Source organism: Vibrio antiquarius (assembly GCF_000024825.1).
Taxonomy (GTDB): domain Bacteria; phylum Pseudomonadota; class Gammaproteobacteria; order Enterobacterales; family Vibrionaceae; genus Vibrio; species Vibrio diabolicus.
Window position 1 is genome coordinate 775,545 of sequence record NC_013457.1, and the last position, 13,175, is coordinate 788,719.

Below are 13,175 nucleotides of genomic sequence, written 5' to 3' on the forward strand. Positions count from 1 at the left end.
ATTTATCAGGGGATTTTCTCGCTGTTCTCTCATCGAATAAATTACGTAACAACCCACTCTAGAACTGCTTTGAATCAAAATACAGAAATAAAAAAGCAGCCCGAAGGCTGCTCCTAATCGTTAACATCAAGCTTGTTAACTCTATGTATTTACTTCAACGCTCGACGTCACTGGCGACTTTCTGAAACGATTGATAAAGCGATGAACAAACCCCTTAATCGATCTGAAAATATTTTTAATATCTTCAAGCATTAAATACAAACAAGGCACCAGCACTAAAGTCAGAACCGTTGCGTACAACACCGCAAAGCCCAAAGCTACAGCCATTGGTATGACAAAACGCGCCTGCAAGCTCGTTTCAAACATAATCGGCAATACACCCGCAAACGTCGTTATTGAGGTGAGCGTGATCGCTCGAAAGCGTGCACAGCCCGCTTCAACCACCGCTTGTTTGATGTTCATACCCTTTTCTCTCACTTGGTTTACGTAATCTGTCATAACTAGAGAGTCGTTGATAACCACGCCAGCAGCGGCGATCAAACCAAATGTCGACATCATACTGATATCCAAACCTAGCCAGAAGTGGCCCCAAATCGCCCCCGTCAGACTAAATGGAATGACTGACATTACAATCAAAGGTTGGGTGTAACTTTTTAACGGTACGGCTAACAAGATGTAGACGATGATCATGCCTGCAATAAAGAACAGAATCTGTTCATTACGCTGCGCTGCTTGCTCTTCAATATCACCACCCAATTCCGTTTTCACACTCGGGAAGACTTGCTTCATGTCCGGTAAGATATTGTCGTCGATGACCTTCACGGCTTCTTGAGGTTCAACCAATTCTTCGTCTATCGAACCATAGACATAAACGGTTTGATACCCGCCTTCACGTCGAATGCTACTCACGCCCGGCTGCTCGTTGATCTTCACCACATCACCCAGCATGACCTTCTTACCTGCTGGCGTGGTAATCACAGCGTAACGTAATGATGAAAATGCTTCACGTGTCAGTTGCGGGTAACGCACCATAACTTTGATTTCTTCACCATCACGAATAAGACGCTGTGCTTCACCACCGTAGAAGCTGCCACCCACTTGCTCTGCGATCATGGTGAGATCCAGTCCGAGATCGTACGCTACAGGCGCAAGAGAAAGGAGCACTTCTTTGCTTCCTGAATCAATAGAAGATGAAATATCGTATAACCCTTCTTCCTGCTGTAAACGCTCTATCAAGTAACGCCCAGCCTCGTTCAATTCATTAATATTAGAACCAAACAGCAAGTAACCAAACTCATCTCTGTCACCGCCACCCGCGCTCTGCTCGCGGATTTTGATGCTCTTCATTCCAGGAATAACTGGCATAGCTTCACGCCAACGTCGAGCAAGTTCAAATGTATTGAACGGGCGTAATTCCTCATCAACCAATGGCACTAAAACACGGCCTTCGGTGCGGCTTCGGTTGTACGAAAGCACATCACGAATCATGCCTTGACCATGTTCTGCGATGGTCTCTGATTCAATTTTTTGCATCACACGTTCGATGGTCTTAAGAGCGCTGATTGTTTGCTCACTTGAAACGGTATCGTTCATTTCAATAGTGATCGCAGGATAATCAGTAGGCACTTTAGGGTTAGGGATCACCCGAACATAATTCGCGTTGACCAAAGCCGCACTGATCAGCAGTAAACCGCAAAACACAGCAAACACGGTCCAGCGCCAATGCGTACATGTCGTTACAAAGTTACGATACGTACCGTTTACAAAGCCAAAAAAACGTTGGTTAAATCGGTCACGCCAGCCACCAGGTTTAACTGGCTTAAAGTGAGTATGTGCGAGGTGAGCAGGAAGGATTAACTTCGATTCAATCAAACTGAAGATCAAACAAAGAATCACAACGCCCGCGATACCATAGAAGAAAGCACTGTCAATACCGCTAGACAACAAGAAAGGGGCAAACACGGCAATTGTGGTTAAAACGCCAAAAGTAGCTGGCGTGGCAACACGTTTGACACCGCGAACCACATTTTCGACGCCACCACCTTTTTCTTCAATTTCGCTGTAGGCGCTCTCTCCCATCACGATGGCGTCATCGACCACAATACCGAGCACCATAATGAAGGCAAAAAGAGATACGATGTTTACCGTGATCCCTAATGCAGGCATCATCATCACCGCGCCAAGAAAACACACTGGCAGCCCAATCATTACCCACATTGCCAAGCGAAAGCGCAAGAAAATTGTCAGCATAATCGCCACTAGAGCAGCGCCTTGCAGCAAATTTTTCAACATCATGTCGAGACGACCGTTTAAATAATAGGTCGTATCCACTAAGACTTTGAGCTTAACGTCCTGCGGCAATGTCTTGTTTTTTGCTTCGATATAATTACGAACAGACTCGGCAACAGGGATAATGTTCTGATCACGAGTCGCTTCAACAGACATGTAGATCGCATTTTGCCCTGAGTATTCAAAGTAGCGCTCTTCTTCCGTAAAGCCATCTTTGATCGTGGCGATATCTTGCAGTAAAACCTTCGCACCATTTGCGCCAAGCTTTACAGGAATATTCCTAAATTCATCACCACGGTAGTACTGATTTTCAATCCTTACTGCGATCATCCCTGAGTTTGTTTTGACTTCGCCCGCAGAAAAGTTGGCAGAATAACGACTGATCGCGCTGCTGATATCGCTCAACGTCAAGTCGTATTTACGAAGAACGAGTGGATCAACTTCAATCGCTATCTCTTCCTCTGGTGCACTCAAATACACCAACATGACATTTTTGAGTTGAAGTAATTCATCCTCGACTTGCTTAGCAATGGGTTTGAGCTCTTCAAGCGGTCGGTCCCCAACTAACCCCATTTCGATTACATCTTGGCGCCACTCAACTTGGTAGACATTGATCGGTTCCATACCGGCAGGTAAGTTGGATAAAGTATCAATGCGTTGATTTACATCATCCAAGACACGCTTGATATCAGCATTCACGTCTACCTCGATAGAGACATACGCGCTACCTCTAGAGGCCGTTGAGACCGTTTTTTTAATCCCGGTGACATCTTTAATCGATTCCTCAACCTTAACGAGAATGCTTTCTTCAATTTCTTGAGGAGAAGCGCCAGGATAAGTCGCACGAACATCAATGTAGTTCACCTCAATGTTCGGAAACATCTGCCTTTGAATAAAGAGAAAACTCACCACCCCCATGATGATGATGAACACCATCAAAAGGTTGGCAGCGACGGGGTTATTCGCAAAATAAGCAATTAAGCCCTTTTGTTTAGTATCTTCCATGACAAACTCCTACTTACTGTACGACGGTTTCGGAGTCGTCACTCTTTTTTGCGATTTGTACCGCCATGCCTTTTTGAGGGTACTCCGGCAAGGTAAGTACCAGCTTATCACTTTGCTCTAAGCCTTCCCCCACGAGTAAAAACTCACCTTCTGCTCTCAAGACCGTTACCGTCCGAGGTTGAAGTTGATTCTCACCATTCACTACCCATACCGTGCGATTTTTGACTAATTCCTGTGGCAGGCGATAGATATGCTTTAGCTCCTTACCTGTGAAGCTCACTTCAACGTAGGAGCCAAATTTAATTGGAGGCTGCTGATTATCAATACCATATGGGTCTGCGATTTGAATGACCATGTTAATCATTCGGGTAGCGCTATCAATCATGCCTAAATCACGAACCACTCGACCTTCTCTAGTGGTAGAAAACACACCTTGCTGCGTTACTGTCGCAGTGAGCTCACCAATGGATTCGGGTAAAAATGCACTATCAAAACCGGCAATTGGTACGTGCACCTCCGCCACTTCAATGTTGTTTAGCGTGGCAACTCGAGAGCCAGATGTGACAAATTGACCAACACCAATATCACGCTCAACAACCAGCGCATCGTAAGGTGCAACGACTTTGCAATTTTCTAAATCTCTTTTTGCTCGTTTGAGTGCCGCCTGAGCCGACTTCACTTGCGCTTGCGCGCTCAAAACGTGAGGCTTACGTAAATACAGGTCTGTCACTTGCTTATCGCTCAGTCTCTTGGCCTGGCGTTTTGCCACTTCCGCTTTGGCTTGCTCCTCAATCAAGCTCGCACGTGCGCTAGCTAAATTGGCTTCGGCTTGCAAAACCGACGCTTCGTAGTTGTCACTTTCAATCGTGAACAGCACTTCTCCTCGTTTCACGATCCCACCCGTTACAAAATTAGGGTGCCAACTTATCACTTCACCACTGACTTGCGCGGAAAGGTGTGTTTTTTCAAAAGGGACTAACTCACCATGGCTGGTTATCACCACTTTATGATCGGTAGGAAAAAGAGAAGAAGCCTGAACGGTAGGCTCTGTAATGGCATCTTTGGTTGACTCTTTTTCCGGAGCTGTCGCGGCGATTGCGGCATATCCTGCATAAGAGCCACCAACGACAACGAAAGGTAAAAGCCAACGTAATACGGGTTTTGCTAACATCGAAAATCCTTTTTTATTGTTGTTTTCATCACCATGCTTTATTAAATCTTTGACTCCCTGTAAGCATGATGGTGAGGGAATTACATTTGAATAGACGTCAAAGCAGCGCGTACCTTGCTTTTTCGGTTGCTAACTACAGAGTTATTGCCAATTCAAAGTTAATAAAATTAACAAAAAATTAACCAACTTCGCAAGTTGCCCTGACTTAACTCTTCTTTTGAATAGCAAGGGACGTGCCAGGCATTTATTTATTAAAATTCAAATAGTTATTATCACTCAACTATTTTAACCAGTGTGCTATTGGTCATAATCACCAGATATTAGTGATTATGACCAATTCAGACACAATCATAATTAAAATAAATGATTATCTGCGTTCAAAAAGGTGAACTTAATCCCGAGAACATGACAATTCATTGATTAATAGCCCGTTATCAAACCTTGTTGGATGCACGCTGCGGCAACTTAGGTCTATAATTTCCGATAAGTAACACTCTGTAAGACAAGGAAATGTACTTTGTTACATACACTCGCTAAGCTACTCTTCCCTTCTTTATTCACAATTTTGTCGGCATGTTCATCCGTGTCATTGAACGATCCCAGTGAAAAATCCACTAGCTTCCAACTTGGGTATCAAGGTGACTCCGTGCTTGCACAGTACTTTGAAGCTTACGGGAAAGACCCAAAGTCAATAACTGGCTTTTCCCCGTTAAATCAAGGACACGATGCCCTTCTTGCTCGCACCTCTTTAATCGAGTCCGCACAAAAAAGCCTTGATCTTCAATACTATATTTACCGTGGTGACGAAACGAGTCAGCTAATAACGTGGCGCTTGTATGAAGCTGCAAAGCGTGGAGTCCGAGTAAGGCTGTTGCTTGACGATATGCAAAAGCGAAACGACGACGTGATGGCTGCACTCAATGCACATCCTAATATCGAAATCCGCTTATTCAATCCGCATCAGTATCGCGATTCCCGCTGGTTCGCACTTGCTAGCGATTTTGAACGTCTTAATCGTCGTATGCATAATAAGTCTTTGATTGCAGACAGTGTTTCTGCCATTGTCGGGGGTAGGAATATCGGCAATGAGTACTTTTCTTTTGAATCACAGGTCGAATTTGGTGATTTTGATCTACTGCTCTATGGTGAGGCGGTACAACAAACTGCAGATCAGTTCGACCTCTACTGGAATAGCGCCTATGCGATACCAATGGAATGGATAACACCGAACTCACAGCAAATTACCGACCTGGCGATTCAAAAGCAGGTCGACAAACTCCAGCTAGAGGAAAAGTTCTCAACCGGCCGTTATGACTTCACTAAACTGGATATGTACCAAGCTCTCAAACAAGGCAATCTCAAGCTCTACTGGGGAGAAGCAAAAGTATGGTTTGACTTACCCGATAAAGTTGCGACCCGAGAGAGCCAACTTATTGATAATTTAACGGAGCTGGTTAAAAGTGTTGAACATTCATTTGTTCTTATCTCCCCCTATTTCGTCCCAACCGAAGTCGGCACTCAAGCATTGAGTAACGCGGCCAAGCGAGGTGTTGATATCACGATAGTGACCAATAGTCTCGCCTCAAACGACGTGTTTGCCGTGCATGGTTGGTACGCAAAATATCGAACAGACCTACTCGAAGCTGGGGTCAAGCTATGGGAAGTAAAAGCGAGCGCGAAACTCAAAAGCAAGTGGAGCCTCACGGGGAGCAGCAGAGCAAGTTTACACGCAAAAGCAATGACGATTGATGACAAAACGCTGTTTGTTGGCTCGATGAACTGGGATCCACGTTCAGCCGCTTTGAATACCGAAATGGCCGTTGTTATCGAACAGCCAGAATATGTGCAAATGTTTCTAGAACAACTGCCGAATCAATTGTCGAATAACGCCTATGCCTTAACTCTGCGCGACGGAGACATTGTCTGGACTGACATAAAAACAGGCAAAGAATATGATTCTGAACCAGAGGCCGGAGTATGGCGAAAAATGGGCGCTTGGTTCTCCGGCATATTGCCAATTGAAGATCAGCTATAACAATTGCCAATGTTTCAAAACCTCCCCGATAAAGCAATACAAGAATGGACACTAGATTTGGGGAAACACAATAAATACAAGGAAGTTCAATGTCAGCACAATGGAACGAGTACTATCAGAAAGTTTTAAACCAACCTCACCGCCCAAACGTGGAAAATGCCGTAAACCTACTGAAACTCGAGAGCAAAGTCGCTCTTGATATTGGCTGCGGAATAGGTCGAGACAGTCATTTCCTCCTCGAACAGGGGTTTAACGTTCACGCATTTGATAGCCATGAAGATGCAGTAAAAACTTGTTTAACACGCTTTGAAGGCCATAAGCGTTTCTCAATTTCACAGTGCTGTTTTACTGAGTTTGACTACCCTCAATGCAGCCTGGTTATAGCGAATGCCAGTTTGTTCTTTTGTCCGGACGAAGGCTTTGAGCAAGTTTGGACCAAAATAGACAGTGCCTTACAACCTGGCGGTATCTTTTGCGGTGATTTCTTAGGAGCAAAAGACTCCTGGGTTGCATCAGAAATGCATCCGAACATTACCGCATTAACGAAAAAGGAAGTGGAAAGTTTATTCGCGGATTACGAACTCATTTCATTGAATGAAAGAGATGAAGACGGAACCACGGTAGTCGGAAGCCCAAAACACTGGCACATGTTTAGTGTGACCGCTCGCAAGCGCTAAAAGCGGTCTCTCAAGAAAGCAGCACTTCAAATCAGTGCTGCTATCAGCGATTAATTGACTGGATACACCACTTCAAAACGCTCCAAAACTAGCGTACGTTTCTCATGCCAATCTATGTTCAACTCATCGCATTCAGCTTTAAAAAATGCAGTATGCGCGTCACGCCACCAGTTTAAGGTTCTATCACCTTCGCCTTCTGCGTAAGCAAACTCTGCGGTTACATCCTCATATTTGCATGTGCTGACATCAGTAATTCGTATCACACAAACGGGGTCTCCGTTCCAATTCGTGACGACTTGTAAATGGCCCACTTGTGGCATGCTTTCGCCATGCTCTCGATACCAAAGCTCCATACTGCAAGAGGCGATTTTCTGTCCAATTAGAACCAAATCGGCGCATACATTGGCGTTGTATTCATCGGCACAATAATAGTCAGCACTAACTGATGGTACGGCTGCTCTTTGTTCTGGTGATAATAATTTTAGATACTGCTCTAAGTAATCCTTGGCTCTCGCGTCCATGCTTGCTCCTTAGTCATCATTCCGCAAGGAGAATAAAAGATATCTCGACAAATAACCACAAGGAACAAACTGAAAAACAACAAGAATATGACTTTTACGTAGACGACAATTATTTCTTTTGTAATAACTTTGCTAAACGTTTGTGCTATTTGCTATTGTTGCATGGTCTATCTGTACTCTTCTCGTGAAAGGACGTTATATGCGCTTATTTATTGGTATTTTTTTCTCGCTGATACTTGCCTTGCCGACGATGGCATCGGACGAAAAGTATTCAGAATCGGATCTGTTAGATAGACCATTAATGGAACGCTATATTTTAGATGAGCTAAAAGCACTGCGTCAGGACTATCAGAGCCTAGAAAAACGAATGATCACAGAGATCACCGACCGCGAGCTGACGGTTGCGGATAAATCGTTGAACTATGCCAACGTGACCGTAACCTACTTCTTCTACATCATCGCAGGTGTCGCATCGCTGATCGCCTTTGTAGGCTGGCAATCTCTGCGTGAGTTTAAACACAACACCAAAGAGATGGCGGATAAACGATTAGAAAAGATCGCCCAAGAATACGAGAAGAAATTTGTAGCACTAGAGCGAGATTTAAAACGCAAAACTCGCATTATCAGTGAAAACAATAAAGAAATTGAGAAAATCAATGAGATCCATAACTTATGGTTGCGTGCGCAAAGCTCACAAACACCAGAGCAACGTATTGAAATCTATGATGAGATCTTGCTGATTCGCCCAGGTGATTTAGAAGCGTTGACTTACAAAGCAGATGCCGCGATGGAAATCAACGAATACCACTGGGCACTTAGCATCTGTAACCGCGTACTTGAAGTCGATTACACCAATGGTCCTGCACTGTATCAACGTGCTTGTGCATACTCTCGTCTTGGCATTGAAGAGCAAGCCATTGAAGACTTGGAACGCGCTATTGAATACAGCCCATCTATTCGTGACTTGCTTGCCGAAGAGCGAGACCTCGAATTGCTGCATGGTAACGAGCGCTTTGAAAAGCTCTTACACCTAGCAAACGAATAATGGAATGAGCAGCATGAGTAGTCACTTTAACTTAGAAGACGCCAGCCAAGTGTTGGTTGGCGCTTTTGCCCTCGCCGTACCCATCTCTTTTTCTGAAGAGGCGTGGCGACTGGGTGAAAGCTTGCCAATGGCAAACCTGCTCATGCTGTTAAGCCTTTCTGTCATTTTCCTCAGTTTTTTCGCCTATCAAAGCGTGTTCCAAAGCCACATCAAAAATCGCGTATCCATTTTTATTTTTCGTGTGGTTATCGCGTACCTCATTGCGGCCGTTGTGGTGGCGTTAGTTCTTTTCTGTCTTGATAAGCTGCCACTAATGAATGAGCCTTTGGTTGCGATAAAACGGGTCATCGTCATCACTATGCCGGCGTCAATGGGTGCAATTGTGGTGGACAGTTTCGACAAAGAATAGGAATAGCACCTACTCTTCTAACGTTAAATTAGAACCCGAGTGGTCTTTGCCTAACACATCTTCTGGGTTTCGCAGCGCGCAGGTTTCTAAAGACAAACATCCGCAGCCAATGCATCCACCCAAATCGTTTTGCAAGGCTTTGAGTTTTTGAATCTTTTGTTCTAACTGTTCATGCCAATGGCTCGCCATGACTTCCCATTGATCTTTGTTCGGAGCTTGATGTTTCGGCAGCTCATCTAGCGCATGTTTGATTTCTTCTAACGATAACCCCACTTGCTGAGCCGCTTTAATCACCGCGACACGGCGCAAAACGCTACGGTGGTAGCGGCGCTGATTGCCTTGATTTCTCCAACTCGAAATCAGTCCTTTTTGTTCATAAAAATGCAGGGCAGAGACTTTCACTCCGGAACGTTTTGCCACTTCTCCTACGCTGATTTCCATCCTTGACTCCCTGTGTATCAATTTTGTTAAAAAAACACTTTACCTCAAGTTTACTTGAGGTTTTAAAGTTGCACCATCTTAATTAACGCTAAACCCCGGCGATCTCAAGATAATGTGTTCAGCGCGAACGACTTGGTTGTCAAACACAGAACAGTTGGACATCAACCTTTTGAAATCCATCGGGAGTTAGAGGCAAACATAATGAAAAATAAAACTCAGCCGTACTTAGCTGGCCGCTTATTCGACAGCATTTCCTCTGGCTTGTTCATGATGGCACTGCCATGGGTCATGCTTTCCGAACCTAACATGGGTACATTCGTCGCTTTAGTTTCTCTGAGCTGCACCGCGATTTCTTTTCTAGCAACGCCTTTCTTTTCCACTTTAATTGACCGACATTCACGCAAAGTACTACTCGTGCTCAATCAATGGATTCAATCGGGCATGGCTTTGGTGGTGTTCATTGCTTATTGGTTAGGGTTTGAGTCCCACTGGCTGCTGGCTTTTGCGCAATTGGTGTATTGGGTTTCGAGTAACTTTGCATGGACGACCAACAACGCCTTCACCCAAGAAAATTATCAGCATCACGAATACGCAAAAATTTCGGGTCAGCAAGAAATTGTAATGCAATCCACAACCCTCGGAGCTGGCGCGTTGGGTATTGTTTTGCTTGAAATGTGGGGCATGAAAGAGTTTGCTTTGTTTGCGGCCAGCGCATCCGCTTTGGCGGCGATGTTTTATATTCTGACGCCGTATACCCAACAATTGAGGGCATCAAAGTCCGTTGCTTTCATCGCACAGCTCAAAGAGAGCAAACAAATATTCCGTCTCGAACCCCGCTTTTATGGCTTTATTCTGCTCTCTTGCCTCTCTTATCCTGCATTGACGTATTTGAGCAAATTGGTGCCGATTTGGTTTTCTGAACAAGGCGTCTCTGGCGATTGGTTTGCAGGGTTCAACATCAGTTTTGGTTTCGGCTCGTTACTAACAGGTTTCATTGTCACCAAAGTGCTGAGTCGCGCCTCCCATAGCCACATTATGTTTGCTTCGATGGTCATGGTATCTCTAGCGTTTATCGGAATGAGTTTTGCGATAAGCCCGCTGACCATCTTATTGTTTACGGCGCTGTTTGGTGTGTTCAACGCGCTAAATCGCATTGCGAGAGTCAACTGGATGCATCACACCGTAGCGGTTCATCAACGAGGTCGCGTCGATGGCGGCATCAGCATGTTTGCCACCACCATTCAATCTCTCAGTTACGTGTTAATCGCGATGTTGAGTCATTACGAGCTAACACAATACGGTTTTGCAATAGCAGCTGTTGTCATGGTGTTAGCAGTGGTTTTGATGGGATTACTCAGCCGAGACGTCGAGCCGTTTAACGACCTGCCCCTTCATGCAGCAGCAAAGTGAAGCATAGAAATTGAGAAGTTGAGAAATTGAAAAAGCGAGATAAGAAGGCAACCAACATCCTCTTCCTATTTTTTACGCCAGCACTTTTGCCTCTATCGCTCATCAGCAAGGTTGGGTATTCTGAGGTGACCAATATGAGCAGAGGGAAATCGCCGTGAACTTAAGACAATTGGAAGTCTTTTACGCCATTATGCAAGCAGGAACGGTGTCTGGTGCTGCTCGCTTACTGCACGTTTCCCAGCCCAATGTCACTCGAGTTCTCGCCCATACAGAGCAACAACTGGGCTTCGCTTTATTTGAACGCGTAAAAGGTCGCCTCGTTCCCACTCAAGAAGCCAAAGCCTTATTGCCAGAGGCAGAAAAAGTCTATCAACAACTCGGACAATTTCGTTCCCTGACCAACAAAGTCAAACAGGGAACTCAACATTTACGAGTCGGTGCCCCGCCTGTTTTGGCTGCGCACTTGTTAGCGCCGACTGTCGCGTTGTTGTCGAAACAACACGGTATCTCCTTTGAGCTATTAACGGCCAATCGCGATGAGCTGTGCTCCGGGTTGCTGAAACATGAATTGGATCTCGCTATCGCTTTTGGTGAAGAAACACCACCAGCAATCATGGGGCACGTGTTATTGAAAGAATACTTAACACTGATCGCTCCTAAAAGCGCAGCGATACCCGCAGAAAAAACCGTCATTTTAGAAGAACTCATCAGTCATGATTTACCCATTATCGGTTTAGATAGTCGAGACCCTCTGGGCTTATTGTTGCATCAAACCTTGTCGGCGCGTGACGAGCATTATCAACATGCCATCACTGTGCGCAGCTACTCCGCAGCGGCTGAACTGGTGAAACACCAAGCAGGATTCGCCATTGTCGATCCATGGACTGCAAAACAATATCGCCAAGATAATGCCGTCTCCGTGCATGCTTTGGAGCCAAACATGTCCTTCTCTGTCTCTATTTTGTTCGCAGAGCACACACCTCAATCCATTGCGACAAAGCAATTTATCACCGCCCTAAAACAACAGATGGTTTAAAGGTATAACTTGAAGTTATACCTGCCTAACAAATAAGCATTCGGTTTCCTAAATCAGTCTGGCTACATTAATGAGCAATAACGATAACGAAGGGAACCATCATGCAAATTGCTCAACCTTACCTACTCTTTCTTGGCGATGTAACCGATCCACTCGCAGCAAAAACCGCGCGTGGCATTTACCAATGGCGACCTGAGATTTGTCTTGGCCAAATCCGCCTGACGCCAGAAACCGTATCGCTTGGTTTAACCGACATGACACTACAACAAGCGCAGCAGCAAGGAGCAAAAACGCTGGTACTTGGCACAGCAAACCCGGGGGGAGTCATTCCCGAAGCTTGGCAAGCAACCTTACTTGAAGCGGCAGAAATGGGATTTGAAATTGCATCGGGCATGCACCAACGTTTGGCGGAATTTGCTCCTCTTGCCGATCTAGAACAACGCGGATTAACCAAACTGAATGATGTTCGCCATTATGATGCCCCGCTCAAGGTCGGCAATGGCAAAGCTCGCGCAGGCAAGCGAGTACTTACTGTAGGAACAGATTGCTCCGTTGGCAAAATGTACTCTGCCCTCGCCATTGAACACGCATTAAAGCGTAAAAACTGTCGCGCAGAGTTCAAAGCAACAGGTCAAACGGGAATTCTCATCGCAGGCAGTGGCATTTCAATTGATGCCGTAGTTGCCGATTTTATCTCCGGCGCAGTAGAAGCGATCAGCCCCGACTTCACTGACCACGATTGGGACATCATCGAAGGGCAAGGTTCGTTATTTAACCCTTCGTTTGCTGGCGTAAGTTTGGGCTTACTTCACGGCGCACAAGCGGACGCTCTGGTACTGTGCCATGAGATTGGTCGCCCGCACATCCGCAACTTACCACATGCGAGCTTGCCAACCATTGAACAAACGATAGAAGCGAATCTGGCCGCTGCTCGCCTAACAAATCCAAACGCTCAATTAGTGGGTATTTGCTTAAACACTTCGGCGATCAGCGAAGAAGATGCAGCCCAGTTATTCCAGGATTGGAGCGACAAATACCAAGTGCCCGTCACCGACCCTGTGCGTTTTGGCGTTGATGCGGTTGCAGACTGGCTTCTTACGATTTAGGAAACATTTACGGTTTAGAAAATAACTGCG

11 protein-coding genes are annotated in these 13,175 nt (G+C 45.4%); 7 read left to right on the forward strand and 4 right to left on the reverse strand.

Annotation, left to right across the window (positions count from 1 at the left end; genetic code table 11):
• Positions 1-141: 141 nt before the first annotated feature.
• Complete coding sequence (locus tag VEA_RS18325; protein WP_006741363.1) at positions 142-3,294, reverse strand: efflux RND transporter permease subunit; 3,153 nt, start codon at positions 3,292-3,294, stop codon at positions 142-144.
• A gap of 13 nt (positions 3,295-3,307) precedes the next feature.
• A complete protein-coding gene (locus VEA_RS18330) occupies positions 3,308-4,465 on the reverse strand; it encodes an efflux RND transporter periplasmic adaptor subunit (RefSeq protein ID WP_006741362.1) in 1,158 nt (385 codons plus the stop codon).
• Between the two features lie 517 nt (positions 4,466-4,982).
• On the opposite strand from VEA_RS18330, the gene VEA_RS18335 reads away from it, so the two are divergent.
• Positions 4,983-6,500, forward strand: a complete 1,518-nt coding sequence (locus VEA_RS18335; protein ID WP_012842377.1) for a phospholipase D family protein — start codon at positions 4,983-4,985, stop codon at positions 6,498-6,500.
• 89 nt (positions 6,501-6,589) lie between these two features.
• Positions 6,590-7,177, forward strand: coding sequence for a class I SAM-dependent methyltransferase (locus VEA_RS18340; RefSeq protein WP_006741360.1), 588 nt, complete (start codon positions 6,590-6,592; stop codon positions 7,175-7,177).
• A 50-nt stretch (positions 7,178-7,227) separates the two neighbouring features.
• Here VEA_RS18340 and VEA_RS18345 read toward each other — a convergent pair whose 3' ends face one another.
• Positions 7,228-7,698: an ASCH domain-containing protein gene (locus VEA_RS18345; protein WP_006741358.1), complete on the reverse strand. Its 471-nt coding sequence runs from the start codon at positions 7,696-7,698 to the stop codon at positions 7,228-7,230.
• Positions 7,699-7,897: 199 nt separating this feature from the next.
• On the opposite strand from VEA_RS18345, the gene VEA_RS18350 reads away from it, so the two are divergent.
• The gene (locus tag VEA_RS18350) at positions 7,898-8,743 is read left to right on the forward strand and encodes a tetratricopeptide repeat protein (protein WP_005392681.1); all 846 of its coding nucleotides are present in this window, start codon (positions 7,898-7,900) and stop codon (positions 8,741-8,743) included.
• Positions 8,744-8,756: 13 nt separating this feature from the next.
• A complete protein-coding gene (locus VEA_RS18355) occupies positions 8,757-9,152 on the forward strand; it encodes a DUF2391 family protein (RefSeq protein ID WP_005373896.1) in 396 nt (131 codons plus the stop codon).
• Positions 9,153-9,161: 9 nt separating this feature from the next.
• Here VEA_RS18355 and soxR read toward each other — a convergent pair whose 3' ends face one another.
• Positions 9,162-9,593, reverse strand: coding sequence for a redox-sensitive transcriptional activator SoxR (gene soxR, locus VEA_RS18360; RefSeq protein WP_006741357.1), 432 nt, complete (start codon positions 9,591-9,593; stop codon positions 9,162-9,164).
• A 201-nt stretch (positions 9,594-9,794) separates the two neighbouring features.
• On the opposite strand from soxR, the gene VEA_RS18365 reads away from it, so the two are divergent.
• The 3 genes from VEA_RS18365 to dgcN all read left to right on the forward strand — a co-directional run bounded on the left by VEA_RS18365 (position 9,795) and on the right by dgcN (position 13,145).
• The gene (locus VEA_RS18365) at positions 9,795-11,003 is read left to right on the forward strand and encodes an MFS transporter (protein WP_006741356.1); all 1,209 of its coding nucleotides are present in this window, start codon (positions 9,795-9,797) and stop codon (positions 11,001-11,003) included.
• Between the two features lie 154 nt (positions 11,004-11,157).
• The gene (locus VEA_RS18370) at positions 11,158-12,039 is read left to right on the forward strand and encodes a LysR family transcriptional regulator (protein WP_006741355.1); all 882 of its coding nucleotides are present in this window, start codon (positions 11,158-11,160) and stop codon (positions 12,037-12,039) included.
• Between the two features lie 101 nt (positions 12,040-12,140).
• Positions 12,141-13,145 (forward strand): N-acetyltransferase DgcN, encoded by a 1,005-nt coding sequence (gene dgcN / locus VEA_RS18375; RefSeq protein ID WP_006741354.1) that lies wholly within the window; start codon positions 12,141-12,143, stop codon positions 13,143-13,145.
• The last annotated feature ends 30 nt before the right edge of the window (positions 13,146-13,175 follow it).

Bases quoted from the DNA above. Each gene is read 5' to 3' on its own strand.
- VEA_RS18330 (WP_006741362.1), bottom strand. From the start codon at position 4,465: ATGTTAGCAAAACCCGTATTACGTTGGCTTTTACCTTTCGTTGTCGTT.
- VEA_RS18345 (WP_006741358.1), bottom strand. From the start codon at position 7,698: ATGGACGCGAGAGCCAAGGATTACTTAGAGCAGTATCTAAAATTATTA.
- soxR (WP_006741357.1), bottom strand. From the start codon at position 9,593: ATGGAAATCAGCGTAGGAGAAGTGGCAAAACGTTCCGGAGTGAAAGTC.
- VEA_RS18350 (WP_005392681.1), top strand. From the start codon at position 7,898: ATGCGCTTATTTATTGGTATTTTTTTCTCGCTGATACTTGCCTTGCCG.
- VEA_RS18355 (WP_005373896.1), top strand. From the start codon at position 8,757: ATGAGTAGTCACTTTAACTTAGAAGACGCCAGCCAAGTGTTGGTTGGC.
- VEA_RS18365 (WP_006741356.1), top strand. From the start codon at position 9,795: ATGAAAAATAAAACTCAGCCGTACTTAGCTGGCCGCTTATTCGACAGC.
- dgcN (WP_006741354.1), top strand. From the start codon at position 12,141: ATGCAAATTGCTCAACCTTACCTACTCTTTCTTGGCGATGTAACCGAT.
- VEA_RS18325 (WP_006741363.1), bottom strand. From the start codon at position 3,294: ATGGAAGATACTAAACAAAAGGGCTTAATTGCTTATTTTGCGAATAAC.
- VEA_RS18340 (WP_006741360.1), top strand. From the start codon at position 6,590: ATGTCAGCACAATGGAACGAGTACTATCAGAAAGTTTTAAACCAACCT.